Annotated in this window: 17 protein-coding genes; 9 read left to right on the plus strand and 8 right to left on the minus strand. The window is 71.5% G+C overall.

Translation table 11 applies throughout. The annotated features are described in order from the left end of the window. Together CSR00_RS16280 and CSR00_RS16285 are read left to right on the plus strand one after the other, a co-directional pair. A partial coding sequence (locus CSR00_RS16280) for a DUF5642 family protein (protein ID WP_218014504.1) occupies positions 1 to 561 on the plus strand: 561 nt, incomplete at its 5' end. 23 nt (positions 562 to 584) lie between these two features. Further along, complete coding sequence (locus CSR00_RS16285; protein WP_099023460.1) at positions 585 to 1,253, plus strand: DUF5642 family protein; 669 nt, start codon at positions 585 to 587, stop codon at positions 1,251 to 1,253. A gap of 10 nt (positions 1,254 to 1,263) precedes the next feature. Here the strand turns inward: CSR00_RS16285 and CSR00_RS16290 are convergent, their stop codons facing one another. Beyond that, complete coding sequence (locus CSR00_RS16290) at positions 1,264 to 1,869, minus strand: alpha-ketoglutarate-dependent dioxygenase AlkB (protein WP_099023505.1); 606 nt, start codon at positions 1,867 to 1,869, stop codon at positions 1,264 to 1,266. A gap of 30 nt (positions 1,870 to 1,899) precedes the next feature. After that, on the minus strand, positions 1,900 to 2,334 hold the full coding sequence (soxR, locus tag CSR00_RS16295; protein WP_099023461.1) for a redox-sensitive transcriptional activator SoxR: 435 nt from the start codon (positions 2,332 to 2,334) through the stop codon (positions 1,900 to 1,902). 56 nt (positions 2,335 to 2,390) lie between these two features. Here soxR and arcA point away from each other — a divergent pair, with 56 nt between their 5' ends. Then, positions 2,391 to 3,596, plus strand: coding sequence for an arginine deiminase (arcA, locus tag CSR00_RS16300; RefSeq protein WP_099023462.1), 1,206 nt, complete (start codon positions 2,391 to 2,393; stop codon positions 3,594 to 3,596). A 110-nt stretch (positions 3,597 to 3,706) separates the two neighbouring features. Here the strand turns inward: arcA and CSR00_RS16305 are convergent, their stop codons facing one another. Beyond that, positions 3,707 to 5,278, minus strand: coding sequence for a dolichyl-phosphate-mannose--protein mannosyltransferase (locus CSR00_RS16305; protein WP_099023463.1), 1,572 nt, complete (start codon positions 5,276 to 5,278; stop codon positions 3,707 to 3,709). Between CSR00_RS16305 and rsmI the strand changes: the two genes are divergently transcribed. Then, positions 5,277 to 6,113: a 16S rRNA (cytidine(1402)-2'-O)-methyltransferase gene (gene rsmI, locus CSR00_RS16310; RefSeq protein WP_099023464.1), complete on the plus strand. Its 837-nt coding sequence runs from the start codon at positions 5,277 to 5,279 to the stop codon at positions 6,111 to 6,113. The two genes, CSR00_RS16305 and rsmI, sit on opposite strands and share 2 nt — an antisense overlap. On the opposite strand, the gene CSR00_RS16315 is transcribed toward rsmI, so the two are convergent. From CSR00_RS16315 to metG, 4 genes are all read right to left on the minus strand, one after another. Beyond that, complete coding sequence (locus tag CSR00_RS16315; protein ID WP_099023465.1) at positions 6,083 to 7,357, minus strand: aminodeoxychorismate synthase component I; 1,275 nt, start codon at positions 7,355 to 7,357, stop codon at positions 6,083 to 6,085. The two genes, rsmI and CSR00_RS16315, sit on opposite strands and share 31 nt — an antisense overlap. A gap of 52 nt (positions 7,358 to 7,409) precedes the next feature. Then, a complete protein-coding gene (locus CSR00_RS16320; protein WP_099023466.1) occupies positions 7,410 to 8,324 on the minus strand; it encodes an RNA polymerase sigma-70 factor in 915 nt (304 codons plus the stop codon). Beyond that, positions 8,321 to 9,547 carry an NAD(P)/FAD-dependent oxidoreductase gene (locus CSR00_RS16325; RefSeq protein WP_099023467.1) on the minus strand — a complete coding sequence of 409 codons (1,227 nt, stop codon included), beginning with the start codon at positions 9,545 to 9,547 and terminating at the stop codon, positions 8,321 to 8,323. Before CSR00_RS16325 ends, CSR00_RS16320 begins: the two co-directional genes overlap by 4 nt. Positions 9,548 to 9,667: 120 nt before the next feature. Next, positions 9,668 to 11,284 (minus strand): methionine--tRNA ligase, encoded by a 1,617-nt coding sequence (metG, locus tag CSR00_RS16330; RefSeq protein WP_099023468.1) that lies wholly within the window; start codon positions 11,282 to 11,284, stop codon positions 9,668 to 9,670. A gap of 27 nt (positions 11,285 to 11,311) precedes the next feature. On the opposite strand from metG, the gene CSR00_RS16335 reads away from it, so the two are divergent. The 3 genes from CSR00_RS16335 to rsmA all read left to right on the plus strand — a co-directional run bounded on the left by CSR00_RS16335 (position 11,312) and on the right by rsmA (position 14,325). Beyond that, positions 11,312 to 12,175 (plus strand): TatD family hydrolase, encoded by an 864-nt coding sequence (locus tag CSR00_RS16335; protein ID WP_099023469.1) that lies wholly within the window; start codon positions 11,312 to 11,314, stop codon positions 12,173 to 12,175. A gap of 132 nt (positions 12,176 to 12,307) precedes the next feature. Next, a complete protein-coding gene (locus CSR00_RS16340; RefSeq protein WP_099023470.1) occupies positions 12,308 to 13,435 on the plus strand; it encodes a resuscitation-promoting factor in 1,128 nt (375 codons plus the stop codon). Continuing rightward, a complete protein-coding gene (gene rsmA / locus CSR00_RS16345) occupies positions 13,432 to 14,325 on the plus strand; it encodes a 16S rRNA (adenine(1518)-N(6)/adenine(1519)-N(6))-dimethyltransferase RsmA (protein ID WP_099023471.1) in 894 nt (297 codons plus the stop codon). The genes CSR00_RS16340 and rsmA overlap by 4 nt, the downstream gene beginning before the upstream one ends. Before the next feature lie 38 nt (positions 14,326 to 14,363). Here the strand turns inward: rsmA and CSR00_RS16350 are convergent, their stop codons facing one another. Then, entirely contained in the window at positions 14,364 to 15,248 is an 885-nt protein-coding gene (locus CSR00_RS16350) for a serine/threonine-protein kinase (RefSeq protein WP_176562095.1), read from the minus strand. A 49-nt stretch (positions 15,249 to 15,297) separates the two neighbouring features. Here CSR00_RS16350 and CSR00_RS16355 point away from each other — a divergent pair, with 49 nt between their 5' ends. Together CSR00_RS16355 and CSR00_RS16360 are read left to right on the plus strand one after the other, a co-directional pair. Then, positions 15,298 to 16,254, plus strand: a complete 957-nt coding sequence (locus CSR00_RS16355) for a 4-(cytidine 5'-diphospho)-2-C-methyl-D-erythritol kinase (RefSeq protein ID WP_099023472.1) — start codon at positions 15,298 to 15,300, stop codon at positions 16,252 to 16,254. A 345-nt stretch (positions 16,255 to 16,599) separates the two neighbouring features. Continuing rightward, on the plus strand, positions 16,600 to 18,234 hold the full coding sequence (locus CSR00_RS16360) for a fatty acyl-AMP ligase (RefSeq protein WP_099023473.1): 1,635 nt from the start codon (positions 16,600 to 16,602) through the stop codon (positions 18,232 to 18,234). Positions 18,235 to 18,267 lie beyond the last annotated feature (33 nt).

Consider the following 18,267-nt stretch of genomic DNA (forward strand, 5'->3'; position numbering starts at 1 on the left):
GTTGGGGGGGTCGGGGGGGTTGGGGAGGTCGGGGAGGTCGCCGGGACTGCCGGGACGGCGGGGATCGGCGACCCGGCCGTGGCGTCGGCGCCGGTGGCCCTGTGGGGGTTCCGGCCCGGTTGGACCTCCGACCCGGCGCCGTGCGGGGTGCTGGCAGACCCGGCCCCGCAGCCGCGCGCGGTGCGGGGACTGTCGGCCTCGGGGAGCGGCGGGATCGTCTATGTCGTGGCCACGGCCGGTGCCCATGCCGGTGTCGATCCGGGGCTGCTCGACGGCTGCGGCCGGTGGCGGCTCACCTCCGGGCATTCCGCGGCCACGGTCGAGCTCGTCGGCGCCCCCGAGATCCCCGGCGCGGTCACCGTCGGGCTCTCGGCGTCGATCACCACCGCCGTCGAATCGGGCACGCAGACCGAGGCGCGGGCCCACACCTTCGTTGCCTACCTGCCGGATTCGACGGCCGCGGTCACGTTGATCAACGACCCCGGGTCGCCGAAACCGCCGCTGTCCCCGCGGTACGCCGCGGACCTGCTGGTCGCCACGGTGTCCGAACTGCGGGGCTGAGCGTCCCGGGTAGATTGGCGCCGGTGTTGCTATCCAGGGCCGTACTGAGCCTTGCCTGCGTCGGGCTGCTCGCCGGGTGTTCGTCGGGCGGATCGTCGCCCCAGGAATCCACCGAGACCGCCGACATCGGCAAGGTCACCAGCCTGAAGTCCTCGTTCGGGCCGGAGTTCAAGGTGGAGGATTTCCCGCCGAAGGGCATCGACCCCAAGGAGTTGGCGGCTCAGACGCTGCCGCCCAACATCACCTTCGATCCGCCCGATTGCGAGAAGTTCGCCGCCGGCTCGCTGCCCGACGACCTGAAGGGCAACATGGCGGCGGTCTCTGCCGAGGGCGCCGGCAACCGGTTCGTGGCGATCGCGTTGGAGACCTCCAAGCCGCTGCCGATCACCGACCCCGGCCCGGACTGCCAGAAGGTCAGCTTCGCCGGCGGGCCGCTGCACGGCACCGTGGAGGTGATCCCGGCCCCCGAGGTCGAGGGCGTCCACACCCGGGCCGTGCACCGCGTGCTGCAGACCACCATCAACGGCAAACCGCAGACCGGCGAGGTGTTCAGCTACACCGCGGATTTCGGCGACTACCGGGTGATCGTGACCGCCAACCCGCTGGTGGAGACGGGCAAGCCGCCGGTGCCGGTGGACACCAAGCGTGCCGAGGAGCTGCTGACCTCGGCGGTGACCGCGGTCCGGTCCTGAACCGGGGCCGTCAGCGCACGTCGCGCGGCCGGAACTGGATGCTGATCCGCGCGCCGGTGGGTCTGCTGGTCTTGGGGATCGCGTGTTCCCAGGTCCGTTGGCAGGAGCCGCCCATCACCAACAGGTCGCCGTGGCCGTGCTGGATGCGCAGGGCATGGCCGCCACCGCGGGGCCGCAGCGCGAAGACGCGGGTGGCGCCGAGGCTGACGATGGCGACCATGGTGTCCTCGTCGCGGGCGCGGCCGACGGTGTCGCCGTGCCAGGCCACGCTGTCGTTGCCGTCCCGGTACAGGCACAGCCCGGCGGTGGTGAACGGCTCGCCGAGTTCGCCGGCGTAGATGTCGTTGAGGCGGCGGCGCAGCTGTTTGAGGGCCGGGTGCGGGGCGGGCTCGTTGACCAGGTCGTGGAAGCTCACCAGCCGGGGGACGTCGAGGACACGGTCATACATCTGGCGCCGCTCGGCGCGCCACGGGATGCGGTCCAGCAGTTCCTCGAACAGGCTGGCCGAGTCCGGCGAGGCCTCCAGCCAGCCCGAACGCACGTCGATCCAGGCGCCCCGGCCGATCCGGCGCCGCTCCGCGTGATCGAACAGCGATCCCTGTACCGTCAGTGACACGACACCCAGGATATCGCACACATGTTCGATCTAGAGGCGGGCCGCGCCGGGTCCTTCCCGCGCCAGCACGTCACCGGGGTTGCTCAGCGCGCACTTCCTCAGGCTCAGGCAGCCGCAGCCGATGCAGTCGGCGAGGTTGTCGCGCAGGCGCTGCAGATGCAGGATGCGGTCATCGAGGTCGGCGCGCCAGCCCGCCGAGAGCCGGGCCCAGTCCCTGCTGGTGGGTACCCGGTCGGTCGGCAGCGTCGCCAGCGCCTCGCGCACCCTGGCCAGCGGGATCCCCAGCCGCTGGGACATCCGGATGAACGCCACTCTGCGCAGGGTGTCCCGGGTGTAGCGGCGTTGGTTGCCCGCGGTCCTGCGGCTGGTGATGAGCGATTCGCGCTCGTAGAAGTGCAGGGCCGAGACGGCCACACCCGCGCGGCGGGCCAGCTCGCCGGGGGTCAGCTCCTGCTCGTTCGCCACACCTAAACCATAGTTGAGGTGACTGTCCGCGCCGCGGTGCCGCTACGGTGCTAGGTGTGAGCGACAGGGCGCTGGGGCTGAATTCCGAGGTCGGGACGCTGCGGGTGGTCATCCTGCATCGCCCGGGTGCCGAGCTGCAACGGCTGACACCGCGCAACAACGACAGGTTGTTGTTCGACGGTCTGCCCTGGGTCTCGCGTGCCCAGGAGGAGCACGACGCGTTCGCCGACCTGCTGCGATCCCGCGGTGTGGAGGTGCTGCTGCTGTCGGACCTGCTGACCGAGGCACTCGCCAGCGGCGCGGCCCGCATGCACGGGATCTCCGCCGCCGTCGATGCGCGCCGTCTGGGTCTGCCGCTGGCCCAGGAGCTTTCGGCCTATCTGCGCACCCTCGACGCCGCACCGCTGGCGCAGGTCCTGATGGCGGGGATGACGTTCACCGAGCTGCCGCTGGCCGGCAGCGAGCTGTCGCTGGTGCGCCGGATGCACCACGGCGGCGACTTCGTCATCGACCCGCTGCCCAACCTGCTGTTCACCCGGGACTCCTCGTTCTGGATCGGTCCCCGGGTGGCGATCACCTCGCTGGCGCTGCCCGCCCGGATCCGCGAGACCTCGCTGACCGACCTGATCTACGCCCACCATCCGCGCTTCCTCGGTGTGCGGCGGGCCTACGAGTCCCGCTCGGCGCCGGTGGAGGGCGGCGATGTGCTGGCGCTGTCTCCGGGGGTGCTGGCCGTCGGGGTCGGCGAGCGCACGACGCCCGCGGGGGCCGAGGCGTTGGCGCGCAGCCTGTTCGACGACAATCTGGCCGAGACGGTGCTCGCCATCCCGATCGCCCAGGAACGCGCGCAGATGCACCTCGACACCGTGTGCACGATGGTGGACACCGACGCGGTGGTGATGTACCCGAACGTGGTGGACTCGCTGTCGGCCTTCACGATTCGCAAGGCCGGCTCGGGAGTCACGATCAGCGACGCCGCCCCCTTCGTGCAGGCCGCCGCCGAGGCGATGGGCATCGACCGGCTACGGGTGATCGACACCGGGCTCGATCCGGTGACCGCCGAGCGGGAGCAGTGGGACGACGGCAACAACACCTTGGCCCTGGCCCCCGGTGTCGTGGTCGCCTATGAACGCAACTCCCAGACCAACGCGCGGCTCGAGGACGCCGGGATCGAGGTGCTGCGCATTTCGGCCTCGGAGCTGGGCACCGGCCGCGGTGGGCCGCGCTGCATGTCCTGCCCGGCCGCGCGGGACCTGCTGTAGTACGCGCTGGAGCACGCGCCGTGGGATGCGCCGCGGGATGCGCCGTGGAGACGACACCTGTCCGGGGGAGCCCGGGAGCCGGTGCCGGGGGGCCCGGGGGCCGCGCGGCGTCATCGCCAGCTGGGTAGCCAGATCTCCATGTGCCACGTGGCCTGCGAGATGGGCATGCCCGTCAGGATCGGGAACAGCCAGGCGAAATTGGTGACCACCAGGGCGACGTAACAACACACCGCGATCAGGCCCAACGTAGATCGCTCGGCGGTCTGGCCGGGTTTGTAGAGAATGTCACCGCAGATCAGGGCGATCGCCATGACGAGAAACGGGGCCATCGTGGCGGCGTAGAAGAAGTACATCTGCCGGTCGATGTCGGCGAACCACGGCAGCCAGCCCGCGCAGTAGCCCACTAGCACCACCGCATAGCGCCAGTCGCGGCGCACGACCATCCGCCAGGCCGCGTACAACAGCACCGGCACCGCGATGAACCACATCGCCGGAGTGCCCACGAGCATGACCGCCTTGACGCAGGACGCCGCTCCGCAGCCGGGCACGTTCTCCTGATCGATGGCGTAGAGCACCGGCCGCAGCGACATCGGCCAGGTCCACGGCTTGGATTCCCAGGGGTGGTGGTTGCCGGCGGCGTTGGTCAGCCCGGAATGGAACTCGAAGGCCTTGTAGGTGTAGTGCCACAGCGAGCGGATCGCGTCGGGCGGCTGGTACCAGGCCCGCTCGCCGATGGAGCGGCCCACCTCGTAGCGGTTGACCCCCGTCTCGGAGGCGAACCACATCGAATACGACGCCAGGTACACCGCGGGCGGAATGAGCAGCATCGCCCAGGCCGTCGGGCCGAGGTCACGGCGCAGCGTGCCCAGCCACGGCCGCGGCACCCGGTACTGCCGGCGCGCGGCCACGTCGAGGGCCAGCGACATCACCACGAAGAAGACCACGAAGTACAGCCCCGACCACTTCGTCGCGCAGGCCAGCCCGAGCAGCACACCCGCCCCGAAGCGCCACCAGCGCACCCCCAGCCGCGGCCCCCACGGTGTCTCGGCGATCCGTCCCTCCAGCAGCGCATAGTGCAGCCGCTCGCGGACCTGGTCGCGGTCGACCATCAGCGCGCCGAACGCCGCCACCACGAAGAAGGTCAGAATCCCGTCGAGCAGGGCGGTGCGTGCGGTCACGAAGGAGACGCCGTCGGCCGCCAACAGCACCCCGGCGATCCCGCCGACCAGCGTCGAACGGCTGATCCGGCGCACCGTGCGGGCGACCACCACGATCATGATCACGCCGAGCAGCGCCCCGGTGAACCGCCACCCGAGCCCGTTGTAGCCGAAGATCGCCTCCCCGATGGAGATCAGCTGCTTGCCGACCGGGGGGTGCACCACCAGCCCGAACCCCGGGTTGTCCTCGACGCCGCTGTTGTGCAGCATCTGCCAGGCCTGCGGGGCGTAGTGCTTCTCGTCGAAGATCGGTGTCCCGGCGTCGGTCGGCGACTGCAGGTTCAAGAACCGGGTCACCGTGGCCAGCCCGGCCACGACACCGGACATCACCCAGCCCTGTGCGCGGTCGAGAGGCCCGAAGTCGGCGACGGGAACGAGCGGACCGGGGCTGATCACCGGTGCTGCCCGCTCGGCCGTCACGGGGCTGGCAGCGGTCATCACCGACGATCGTAGGCTGTGCCCCATGAGTGGTGGCCGACTGTTGCTGGGCGCCACACCGCTGGGCCGGCCCGACGACGCCTCGGCGCGGCTGGTCGCGGCGCTGGGAACGGCCGACATCGTCGCCGCCGAGGACACCCGCCGCATCCGGTCGCTGGCCCAGTCGCTGGGCGCGCGGATCACCGGCCGTGTGGTCAGCCTCTACGATCAGAACGAGGACAAACGGGTCCCGGCCCTGGTCGAGGAGTTGCGCGCCGGGGCCACCGTGCTGGTGGTCACCGACGCCGGGATGCCGCTGATCAGCGATCCCGGCTACCGGCTGGTGGCCGCCTGTGTCGCGGCCGGCGTGCCGCTGACCTGCCTGCCCGGACCGTCCGCGGTCACCACCGCGCTGGCGGTCTCCGGGCTGCCGTCGGACCGCTTCTGCTTCGAGGGCTTCGCCCCGCGGCGGGAAAGCGCCCGCCGGTCCTGGCTGGCCGCCCTGGCCGACGAACAACGCACCTGCGTGTTCTTCGAATCCCCGCGCCGGCTGGCGGCCTGTCTGACCGACGCGGCCGAGGTGCTCGGGCGCGACCGGCCCGCGGTGGTGTGCCGCGAGCTGACCAAGACCCACGAGGAGATCCGCCGCGGCGGCCTGGGGGAGCTGGCCGACTGGGCCGCCGACGGCGTGCTCGGCGAGATCACCGTGGTCCTGGCCGGCGCGACACCCGAGGCCGACGTCGACGAGCTGGTGGTCGAGGTCGAGGCGCTGGTCGAGACCGGCCTGCGGGTCAAGGACGCCTGCAAGCACGTCGCCGAGCGTCACCCCGGCGCACCGCCGGCCCGCGAGATCTACGACGCGGTGCTGCGGGCCCGCGGCTGACCGGCCGCGGCCGGCGCCCCGGCGGTGGGGCGCAGACCCAGGGTGGGGGCCGCCTTGTGCAGGCATTCCTGCCATTCCCGGTCCGGGTCCGAGTCGGCGGTGATCCCGCCCCCGACGCCGAGCACCGCGCGCCCGGTGCGGTCGAACTCCACGGTCCGGATCGCCACGTTCAGCTCGGTGCCGGCCGCCGGCGAGGCAAACCCGACTGTGCCGCAGTAGATTCCGCGGCGGTGGGGTTCCCATCCGGTCAGCAGCGTACGGGCCCGTCCCTTCGGCGTGCCGGTCACCGAGGCCGGCGGGAAGGCGGCGGCCAGCAGGTCCGAGGTGGGCAGGGCCGCGGGCACCCGGGCCGAGACCGTCGACACCAGGTGCCACACGCCCGGCGCGGGCCGCACAGCCAGCAGCTCGGGCACGCTGACCGATCCGGTCGCGGCGACCCGGCCCAGATCGTTGCGCACCAGGTCGACGATCATGATGTTCTCGGCGACGTCCTTGACCGAGGCCCGCAGGCCGGCGGGGTCGGCGTGGCGCGGCAGCGTGCCCTTGATCGGGCTGGAGATCACCTCGTCGCCGCGGCGGCGCAGGAACAACTCGGGCGACAGCGACGCCACCGCGCCCCACGGGCCGGCGAGATAGGCCGCCCGCGCCGGGGCGGTGTGGGCGACGGCGTCGGCGAAGAACTGCAGCGGGTCACCGGTGGCGACGCCGTCGAACTGCGTGCACACGCAGGCCTGATACACCTCGCCGTCGGCGATGGCGGCCAGGCAGGCCAGCACGCCGCGGCGGTGCGCCCGGCGGTCGGGCTCCGACCAGTCGATGGCCCAGTGGGCCGCGGCCCCCGGCGTCGCGGCCAGCGCCTTCTCCACCCAGGCCGGCATCGGTGCGCCGGAGAGGCTTTCGTACCACCACTGCGCCCGCTCGTCGCAGCGCAACACGCAGTCCGTCCAGCCGCCCGCGGCGACCGGCACCCGGGGCGGGGCGTCGTCGGCGCCGGGATCGGGGTAGGACAGATAGCCCGCCCAGCCGCCGCCGACCGCGGACGACCCGGTGCCCGGGCAGTCCCCGAACACCTCGGCGGCTCCGGCCGGGGCGGCGCCCAGCGTCGGCGCGATGACCGCCTGCGACCCGAACCACTCGCCGGTGAAGGCCGCGGGCGCGGCGAGACCCCGCCGCGCCGCCGCCGCGCCCAGTGCGCGCAGCACGCCGGTGGCGGGGCCCAGCTCGCCGAGGCGTTCAATGCGCATCGCATCAGTGTGGCACCGGATGCGCTCAGCATCAGATCCGCACCGGCGTTGCTCAGCGGGTGATCTGCCGCGGCACGCCCACGGCGGCCAGCTTGTCCGGGTTGCGCATGGCGTAGAAGTTGGTGATCCGGCCGTCGGTCACCTCCACACCGACGACCCCCTCCAGCCGCTCACCCAGGTAGAGCACGAGCGCGGGAGCGTTGTTGTAGATCGCGGGTTCGACGCGCCCCTCGGGTCCGCCGAGGCGGATCAGGCCCATCACGAGCCGGGCCACGTTGCGCGCACCGACCACCGGGCGCCGCGCCGCGCTGACCTTTCCGCCGCTGTCGGCGGTCCAGACCACGTCGGGTGCCAGCATCGACATCAGCGCCTCGACGTCCCCGGTGGCCGCGGCAGCGAAGAACTCGGTGGTCAGTTGCATCGACTGCCTGGGGTCGACGGGATCGAAGCGCTTGCGCCGCGCCCGCACGTGTTCGCGGCTGCGGTGCGCCATCTGACGCACCGCGGCCACGGACCTGCCCACCGCCGAGGCGATCTCGTCATAGTCGAAGCCGAACACCTCACGCAGGACGAACACCGCCCGCTCGTCGGGGCTCAGCGTCTCCAACACCACCAGCATCGCCATCGACACCGATTCGGCGAGCAGCACGTCGGCGGCCGCGCCCTCGTCGCCGCCGTCGGCCACCAGCAGCGGCTCGGGCAGCCAGGGCCCGACGTACTCCTCGCGGCGCCGAGACGCCGCCCGCAGCGCGTTCAGCGACTGCCGGGTCACCAGCCGGGCGAGGTAGGCCCTGGCGTCGGCCACGGTGGCCAGATCGACCGCCGCCCAGCGCAGATAGCTCTCCTGCAGGACATCATCGGATTCGGTTGCGCTGCCCAGGATCTCGTAGGCGATCGTGAACAACAGCGGCCTCAGGTCGGTGAACCGGCGGGCGTGTTCCTCGGTGCCGGAGGCCTCCTGCCTCACCGAACCTCCACCTCCGGCGCCTGCTGTCCGGCCAACAGGTTTGTGCGCCAGTCGCTTCGCAGCCACCGGTAGGAGCCTGGACGGCGGGCCTCCCGGCGCAGCGACGACACCGTGAACCGGCAGACCTGTTCCTTGACGAACGCGGCGGTACGGCCGCGCAGGTGGACACGTCGCGGGCTGTCGTCGCCGTGGCAGATCTGGATCGCGCCGCCGTGGCGGCCCAGGCTCACGCACTGTCCGGTGAACGCCTGGTTGATCGGCGCCGGGGCCTGGCCGCGGAGGCGGGCCAGCACCGTCTGAGCTGCCTGCGCCGCCAGCGGCATCGCGGCCTGGCAGCTCATCCGCAACGGCAGGTCCGACGGAGCCACCGCGTCCCCGGCGGCCACGATGTGGGGATCGTCCACGCTGGTCAGTGTCTCATCGGTGAGCACGCGGCCCAGTGAATCGGTGCTCAGCCCGCTGGCCGCGGCCAGCCCCGGCACACCGAAACCGGCCGTCCAGACCGTCACCGCCGCGGGCAGTGCGCGCCCGCCGGCCAGGTGCACCACATCCGGTCCGACCGCGGTGACCATCGCCCTGTCCCCGGCCTCGGCCCCATCGAGGACGACGACGCCGAGGTCGTCCAGCCGGCGGGCCACCGATGCGCGGGCGGGCCCACCCAGGGAGGGCCCCAGCGTCGGCCCGACGAGGGTCACCGGGCGGCCGGCCTCGGCGAACTCGGCGGCCGCCTCGATTCCGGTCAACCCGCCACCCACGACGACCACCGGTGCCGCCCGGCCGATTTCGTCCATCCGGGCCCGCAGTCGTTGAGCCTCCTCCCACTCGGCGAGCGGGTAGGCGAACTCCGCGGCCCCGGGCACCTCCCGGGGCACGGCGGCCGTGCTGCCGACTGCATACACGAGGTAGTCGTAGTCCATCGCCGCGCCCGAGGCCAGCTCGATGCGCCGCGCGCCGGTGTCGATCCGCTCGGCGCTGTCGACCGCCAGGGCGATCCCGTCGCCCAGCAGGCCCCGGTAGTCCTCGGCGGCAACCTCGGTGGCGCCGTGGGTACCCGTGCTGGTTCCGACGGCCATCTGATGCAGCCGGATGCGTTCGACGAAGTGCGGGCGGGGATTGACCAGGGTGATCCCGACGCCGGGGCCGGCCGCCCGCAGCCGGTTGGCCGCCAATACGCCGGCGTAGCCGCCGCCGATCACCACGATCCGTGTGTCCTGAGTGTTCATCGCTGCTCCTCTGCCTCGATTGCCTCGATTGCCTCGACCCGGCTCGGGTGGGAGCCGGTCTGACCTCAAGACACCGGGCAGCGGGCGGATGTGACAGATCGCGACGAAGCGTGACTCAGATCACTGCTCGTCGGGCGGCTGGTACCGCGGGAACACTCCGCTGGGAGCGGGCAGCGTGACACCGGGGACCAGCCGCAGCCCGGCGGCGGTGAAATCCCGGGCGTCGGCGGGCTGACCCAGCAGGTCCAGCAGCCTGCCCGCCGAGTCGGGCATCACCGGCTGCACCAGCAGCGCGGCGATCCGTACCGCCTCCATCGTCGTGTAGAGCACCGTGGCGAAGCGCTGCTGGTCGGCGTCGGACTCCGACTTGCGCAGCACCCACGGTTCCTGTGCCGAGAAGTAGCGGTTGGCCGCACCGAGCATCGACCAGATGGCCTCCAGCCCCAGGTGCATCGCCTGGGCCTCGAAATGACCGCGCACGGTGGCCAGCAGCCCGTCCGCCTCGTCGAGCAGGGCGCGGTCCTCGGCGCTGAACTCGGTCGGCTGCGGGACCACCCCGTCGAGGTTCTTGGCCACCATCGACAGCGAGCGCTGCGCCAGGTTGCCCAGCTCGTTGGCCAGATCGGCGTTGATCCGGCCGATGATGGCCTCCTCGCTGTAGCTGCCGTCCTGGCCGAACGGCACCTCGCGCAGCAGGAAGTAGCGCACCTGGTCGACACCGAAGGCATTGACCAGGTCGACCGGGTCGATCACGTTGCCGACCGACTTGCTCATCTTCTCGCCCCGGTTGAACACGAACCCGTGGGCGAATACCCGTTTGGGCAGCTCGATGCCCGCCGACATCAGAAACGCCGGCCAGTACACGGTGTGGAACCGGATGATGTCCTTGCCGATCATGTGCAGGTCGGCCGGCCAGTACCGGCGATAGTCCGCGGAGTCGGTGTCGGGGAAGCCCACCCCGGTCAGGTAGTTGGTCAGGGCGTCGACCCAGACGTACATCACGTGGTCGGGGTGCTCGGGCACCGGCACCCCCCAGTCGAAGGTGGTGCGCGAGATCGACAGGTCGGTCAGGCCGCCGGAGACGAAGCTCATCACCTCGTTGCGGCGCGTCTCGGGTGCGATGAACTCCGGATGGGCCCGGTAGTGCTCCAGCAGCTTGTCGGCGTATCTCGACAGCCGGAAGAAGTAGGTCTGCTCCTCGGTCCAGGTCACCGGGGTACCGGTCTCGGTGGACACCCGGGTCCCGTCGTCGGCCACCGTCGTCTCGTCCTCGGCGAAGAACCGTTCGTCGCGCACCGAGTACCAGCCCGAATAGGAGTCCAGATAGATGTCGCCGGCGTCGTCCATCCGGTGCCAGATCGCCGCCGACGCCTCGAAGTGGTCGTGGTCGCTGGTCCGGATGAACCGGTCGAAGGAGATGTTGAGCTTCTCCTGCAGCCGCTGGAAGACATCGGAGTTTCGGGTGGCCAGCTCGGCGGTCGGGATGCCCTCGGCCGCGGCGGTCTGGGCCATCTTCAGCCCGTGCACGTCGGTGCCAGTCAGGAACCGGACGTCGAAGCCGTCGAGGCGCTTGAACCGGGCGATCGCGTCGGTGGCGATGTACTCGTAGGCATGCCCGACGTGCGGGGTGCCGTTGGGATACGCGATCGCGGTGGTGACGTAGTAGGTGGCCTGGGCGGGGGCGTCGGAAAGGGCGTCGGAGGGGGCGTCGGAAAGGACACGGTCGGGGTCGCTCATCAGGGTTTCACCCTATTGTGTCGGGTTGTGTCCGCGAAAAGCGATAAGCGGTCGGGGCGCCGCGAGCCGCCGCCCCCGCCCGAACCGCTCGACCCGCTTGTCGACGCCCACACCCATCTCGACGCCTGCGGGGCGACGGGGCAGGCCGACGTCCGCGCGATCGTCGACCGCGCCGAAGCGGTCGGGGTGCACGCCGTGGTCACCATCGCCGACGATCTGCAGGCCGCCCGCTGGGCGGTGCGGGCCGCCGAGTGGGACCCGCGCGTCTACGCCGCCGTCGCACTGCACCCCACCCGCGCCAACGCCCTCGACGAGGACGCCAGGGCCGTCCTGGAGGAGCTGGCCGGGCATCCGCGTGTGGTCGCCGTCGGGGAGACCGGCATGGACCTGTACTGGCCCGGACGCCTGGAGGGCTGCGCGGAGCCGGCCGTGCAGCGCGAGGGGTTCGCCTGGCACATCGACCTGGCCAAGCGGGTCGGGAAACCGCTGATGATCCACAACCGCGACGCCGACGAGGACGTGCTCGACGTGCTGCGCGCCGAGGGGCCGCCGGCGCAGGTCATCTTCCACTGCTTCTCGTCGGGTCCGGCGATGGCCCGGGCGTGCATCGACGCCGGCTTCTATCTGAGCCTGTCGGGCACCGTGAGCTTCAAGAATGCCGCTGACCTGCGGGAGGCCGCCAAATTGATTCCTCCGGAGCAGCTGCTCGTCGAAACCGATGCGCCGTTTCTGACTCCGCACCCGTATCGTGGAGCACCGAACGAGCCGTACTGTCTGCCGTACACCGTCCGGGCGCTTGCCGACCTGACGCAGCGGCCGGCCAGCGAACTCGCCCGGCAGTCGTCGGCAAACGCCCGACGGGTCTACGGGATGGGGTCGTCGGAGGGGTGACAGGGTAGGGCGCCGCCGCGTCCCGTGTGCCCAAGTTGCCCGACCCGCGACCGGTTCGTTACCGTCTTGTGATAAATCGCGGGGTCCCCGTGCGCGTGCCCCCGCCTGCACAGCATGTCTGGATTGCTCACCGTGAACCTGTTGACCAAACTGCATCAGTCCCGTTCGCCGCTGCTGCGCGGGGTCGTCGCGGCCATGCTGCTGGCCCTGGTCTTTGCCGGCGGCTACGCGGTCACCGCGCACAAAGAGGTGACGCTGTTCGTCGACGGCTCGCCCCTGACGGTCTCCACCATGAAGTCCCGGGTGATCGACGTGGTGCGGGAGAACGGCTACGAGGTCAGCGACCGCGACGACCTGCTCCCCGCCGGCGACACCGCGGTGCACGACGCCGAGACCATCGTGTTGCGGCGCAGCCGGCCGGTCGAGGTCTCGCTCGACGGCCGGCAGAGCAAGCAGCTGTGGACGACGGCCTCGACCGTCGACGAGGCGCTGGCGCAGCTGCGGATGACCGACACCGCTCCGGCGGCGGCCTCCCGCGGCACCCGCGTCCCGCTGGAGGGGATGGCCTTGCCGGTGGTCAGCGCCAAGACCGTGCAGATCAACGACGGCGGGGCGGTGCGCACCGTGCACCTGGCCGCGCCGAACGTCGCCGGCCTGCTGGACGCCGCCGGCGCCAAGCTGGAACAGAGCGACCGGGTGGTCCCGGCGCCGTCCTCGCCGGTCATCGACGGCATGCAGATCCAGGTGACCCGCATCCGCACCGAGAAGGTCACCGAGCGGCTGCCGCTGCAGCCCGCGGCGCAGCGCATCGAGGACGTCACGATGAACATGAGCCGGCAGGTGGTGGAGGATCCGGGCACCCCGGGCGTCCAGGACGTCACCTTTGCTGTGGCGCGGGTCAACGGTGTGGAGACCGGCCGGCTGCCGGTGGCCAACGTGGTGATCACGCCGGCCCGGGCCTCGGTCGTGCGCGTCGGCGCAAAGCCCGGAACCGAGGTTCCGCCGGTGAGCAACGGGCCGATCTGGGACGCCCTGGCGCGCTGCGAATCCGGCGGAAACTGGGCCATCAACACCGGAAACGGCTACTACGGCGGCGTGCAATTTGACCAGAATACGTGGGAGCGCCAGGGCGGACTGCGCTATGCTGCCCGTGCAGACCTGGCAACTCGTGAAGAGCAGATCGCCATCGCGGAGGTCACGCGGGCACGCCAGGGGTGGGGAGCATGGCCTGTGTGTAGCGGAAGGGCAGGTGCCTCGTGACCATCCGGTTGCTCGGACGCACCGAGATCAGGCACCTGGCCAAGGAGCTCAACTTCCGGCCGCGTAAGTCGCTGGGACAGAACTTCGTGCACGACGCGAACACCGTTCGGCGCATCGTGTCGGCCTCCGGTGTGCACCGCCACGACAGTGTCATCGAGGTGGGCCCGGGCCTGGGGTCGTTGACCCTCGGGCTGCTCGACCGCGGCGCGTCGGTGACCGCCGTCGAGGTGGACCCGGTGCTGGCGCACCGGCTGCCGCAGACCATCGCCGAGCATTCGCACAGCGAGATCCACCGGTTGACGGTGCTCAACCAGGACATCCTGACGTTGACGCGCGCGGATCTGGAGACCGAGCCGACCGCCCTGGTGGCCAACCTGCCCTACAACATCGCCGTCCCGGCGCTGCTGCACCTGCTGGCCGAGTTCCCGTCCATCAAGACCGTGATGGTGATGGTGCAGGCCGAGGTGGCCGAGCGGCTGGCCGCCGAACCCGGCGGCAAGGACTACGGCGTCCCGAGCGTGAAGGTGCGCTTCTACGGCCGGGTCCGCCGCTACGGCATGGTGTCGCCGACGGTCTTCTGGCCCATCCCGCGGGTGTACTCCGGGCTGGTGCGCATCGACCGCTACGAGACCTCGCCGTGGCCCACCGAGGAGTCGTTCCGGCAACGGGTGTTCGAGCTGATCGACATCGCGTTCGCGCAGCGCCGCAAGACCTCGCGCAACGCCTTCCTGGAGTGGGCCGGCTCGGGCAACGAGTCGGCCAGCCGGCTGCTGGCCGCCAGCATCGACCCCGCCCGTCGCGGCGAGACGCTGTCGATTGCGGAGTTCGTGCGGCTGCTGCAGCGCTCCGACGGCGCCGGCGAGTCCTCGGACCACCCCGTCCGGCTCTGAGGCGGGCCGCCACCCCGCCCCTCTCAGAGGCGTCCCGCTCAGCGCAGCGCGCGGGTCAGCGCGTCGACGAAGGCGCGGCAGGACTCGTAGCGTTCCTCGGGATTCTTGGCCAGCGCGGTGGCCACCACCGCGTCGACGGCCCGCGGCAGTTCCGTCCGCTCCGAGATCCGCGGCGGCGGCTCGTGGATCTGCGCGTCGACCAGGTGGGAGGCGTCGGTGCCGGCGAACGGCGGCGCACCGGTGAGCAGCTCGACCGCCGCACACGCCAGCCCGTACTCGTCGGTGGCCGCCGACGGCACCCGCCCCACCAGCAGCTCGGGTGCCACGTAGGGCAGTGAGGCCACCACCTGCACCGGCCGCGGCGCCCGCTCGTGGGTGATGCGCCGGGCCGGATCCAGCGAGAAGTGGGCCGGGCCGGACAGGTCGGTGCCGAGCCGCCTGGCCATGTCCTCGGCGACCGCGTGGGCCACACCGAAGTCGATCAGCATGGCCCCGCACGCCGCGAAATCGCGGAACACCAGGATGTTGGCGGGTTTGACGTCGCAGTGCACGATCCCCATCCGGTGGGCGTGGTCGAGCGCGTCGGCGATCTGCGCCAACGCCGTGAGCCGGTCGCCGCGCGCCGGCAGCGTCGCGGCGTTGCCGCCGTCGACGTACTGCATCGTCAGCCAGTGCGGTCCGAGCCGGTACACGTCGACGATGTGGGGATGCGTCACCCGGGCGGCCAGCCGGTACTCCCGGCGCAGCCGTTCCCGATCCGCCGCCCCGCGGTGCTGCTCGCCGAGCACCTTCAGCGCGACCCGGCGACCCTCGGCGGTGTCCTGGGCGAGATAGACCGTGGCGCTGCCGCCACTGCCCAGCGTCGCCTCGACGACGAAGTCGCCCAGCCCGGTTCCGGCACCGGCCGCGTTGTCAGGGGCCACGCTGTCAGGGTAAGTGTCGGCCGCCGCGGCGCGACGATAGTCTCGTGCGGTGACCGCGTCCGACGGCAGTACCGCGCCCGAATGGGTCCCGACCGGGTCGGTCACCGTCCGGGTTCCCGGCAAGGTGAACCTGTACCTGGCGGTGGGCGACGTCCGCGGCGACGGCTACCACGAGCTCACCACCGTGTTCCATGCGGTCTCGCTGTTCGATGAGGTCACCGTTCGCACCGCGGACGTGATGTCGCTGGACATCGTCGGGGAGGGCGCCGGGCAGCTTCCGGTCGACGAACGCAACCTGGCCTGGCAGGCCGCGGAGCTGATGGCCGAACACCTCGGGCGGGCACCGGATGTGGCGATCAGCATCGCGAAGTCGATCCCGGTGGCCGGCGGCATGGCCGGCGGCAGCGCCGACGCCGCGGCGGTGCTGGTGGCGATGAACGCCCTCTGGGAGCAGGGGGTCCCGCGCCACGACCTGCACACCCTGGCGGCCAAGCTGGGCAGCGACGTGCCGTTCGCGCTGCACGGCGGGACCGCCCTGGGCACCGGCCGGGGCGAGGAACTGGCCACCGTGCTGGCCCGCAACACCTTCCACTGGGTGCTGGCGTTCGGGCGGCGCGGCCTGCCCACCCCGAAGGTGTTCGCCGAGATCGACCGGCTGCGCTCGACCGGGCGGCCGCCGCGCCTGCAGGATGCCGAACCCGTGCTGTCCGCGCTGGCCGCCGGCGACCCGCACCGGCTGGCCCCGCTGCTGGGCAACGACCTGCAGGCCGCCGCGGTGAGCCTGGACCCGGCGCTGCGGCGCACGCTGCGGGCGGGCACCGAGGCGGGCGCGCTGGCCGGGATCATCTCCGGCTCCGGGCCCACCTGCGCTTTCCTGTGCGAGTCGGCCTCGGCGGCGCTCGACGTGAGCAGCGAGTTGTCCGGCGCCGGGGTGTGCCGCACCGTGCGGGTGGCCAGCGGGCCGGTGCACGGCGCGCGGGTGGTCCCCGCCTCCGGCACGGACTGACCGGCCCCGGGCGCGCGTCGGGACACGCCGGCTGTGACTGTGACCCATGCCTCAATGCGCCCGAGAGTTTGGCAGGTACTTAAGAGGAGTTTAAGATAGCGGCGGTGATAGGCAGCGGTCCCGCTTCAGGAACGAGGCAGTTTGCCACCGGCCCCGTCGGTGGTGCTTCGAGCTGCGCGGTTGCCGGCGGACGGACCTGCGCGCGGACTCTGCCAATCCGAGATCTAACCGCAGCGCAATTGTGTGCGCGTGCTACTACTGGACGCCCGTATCCGGGCGGACGATGAAGGCCGGGATCGCGTCATCGAGATCACCCGAGTCGCTCCGGAAGCCGAGGAGGTCCACGTGAGCAGGTTCACCGACAAGATGTACTACAACGCCCGAACCACCACTCGGGGCATGGTCACCGGCGAACCCTACGAGCCGGTGCGACACACCTGGGGCGAGGTGCACGAGCGGGCCCGCCGCATCGCCGGCGGCCTGGCCGCCGCGGGCGTCGGGCACGGCGACGCGATCGGTGTGCTCGTCGGAGCGCCGGTGGAGATCGCTCCCACCGCCCAGGGCCTGTGGATGCGTGGCGCGAGCCTGACCATGCTGCACCAGCCGACGCCCCGGACCGACCTGGTGGTGTGGGCCGAGGACACCATGAACGTGGTGTCGATGATCGAGGCCAAGGCCGTCATCGTCTCCGAGCCGTTCACCGCCGCCATCCCGGTGCTGCAGGAGAAGGGCATCGAGGTGCTGACCGTGGCCGACCTGATGGCCGCCGACCCGATCGACCCGGTGGACACCGATGAGGACGATCTGGCGCTGATGCAGCTGACGTCGGGCTCGACGGGCTCTCCCAAGGCCGTGCAGATCACCCACCGCAACATCTACTCCAACGCCGAGGCGATGTTCATCGGCGCCAAGTACGACGTCGACAAGGACGTCATGGTGAGCTGGCTGCCCTGCTTCCACGACATGGGCATGGTCGGCTTCCTGACCATCCCGATGTACTTCGGGGCCGAGCTGGTCAAGGTCACTCCCATGGAGTTCCTGCGCGACACCCTGCTGTGGGCGCGGTTGATCGACAAGTACAAGGGCACCATGACCGCCGCGCCGAACTTCGCCTACGCGCTGTTCGCCAAGCGGCTGCGCCGGCAGGCCAAGCCCGGCGAATTCGACCTGTCGACCCTGCGGTTCGCCCTCTCGGGCGCCGAGCCGGTCGACCCCGCCGACGTCGACGACCTCATCGACGCGGGCCGGCCGTTCGGGCTGCCGCCCACCGCGATCCTGCCGGCCTACGGGATGGCCGAGACCACGCTGGCGGTGTCGTTCTCCGAGTGCGGCGCCGGCCTGGTGGTCGACGAGGTGGACGCCGACCTGTTGGCCGCGCTGCACCAGGCCGTGCCGGCCACGAAGGGCAACACCCGCCGGCTGGCCACGCTGGGCCCGCTGCTCAAGGACCTCGAGGCCCGCATCGTCGACGAGCACGGCAACCTGATGCCGGCCCGCGGTGTCGGCGTCATCGAGCTGCGCGGCGAGTCGCTGACCCCGGGCTACATCACCATGGGTGGCTTCATCCCCGCCCAGGACGAGCACGGCTGGTACGACACCGGCGACCTGGGCTACATGACCGAGAAGGGTCACGTGGTGGTGTGCGGCCGGGTCAAGGACGTCATCATCATGGCCGGCCGCAACATCTATCCCACCGACATCGAACGGGCCGCCGGGCGGGTCGAGGGCGTGCGCCCAGGCTGCGCGGTGGCCGTGCGCCTCGACGCCGGGCACTCCCGGGAGACGTTCGCCGTCGCCGTGGAGTCCAACTCCTACCAGGATCCCGTCGAGGTGCGCCGCATCGAGCACCAGGTGGCCCACGAGGTCGTCTCCGAGGTCGACGTGCGGCCCCGCAACGTCGTGGTGCTGGGCCCCGGCACCATCCCGAAGACCCCGTCGGGCAAGCTGCGCCGGGCCAACTCGGTGGCCCTGGTCACCTAGTCTCACCTAGCCGCCGGTCGGGTCCACACTTCC

The organism is Mycolicibacterium palauense (genome assembly GCF_002592005.1).
In the GTDB taxonomy this organism is placed as follows: Bacteria; Actinomycetota; Actinomycetes; order Mycobacteriales; family Mycobacteriaceae; genus Mycobacterium; species Mycobacterium palauense.

Bases quoted from the DNA above. Each gene is read 5' to 3' on its own strand.
- CSR00_RS16325 (WP_099023467.1), bottom strand. From the start codon at position 9,547: ATGAACACTCAGGACACACGGATCGTGGTGATCGGCGGCGGCTACGCC.
- CSR00_RS16315 (WP_099023465.1), bottom strand. From the start codon at position 7,357: ATGCGCATTGAACGCCTCGGCGAGCTGGGCCCCGCCACCGGCGTGCTG.
- CSR00_RS16305 (WP_099023463.1), bottom strand. From the start codon at position 5,278: ATGGGGCACAGCCTACGATCGTCGGTGATGACCGCTGCCAGCCCCGTG.
- metG (WP_099023468.1), bottom strand. From the start codon at position 11,284: ATGAGCGACCCCGACCGTGTCCTTTCCGACGCCCCCTCCGACGCCCTT.
- rsmI (WP_099023464.1), top strand. From the start codon at position 5,277: ATGAGTGGTGGCCGACTGTTGCTGGGCGCCACACCGCTGGGCCGGCCC.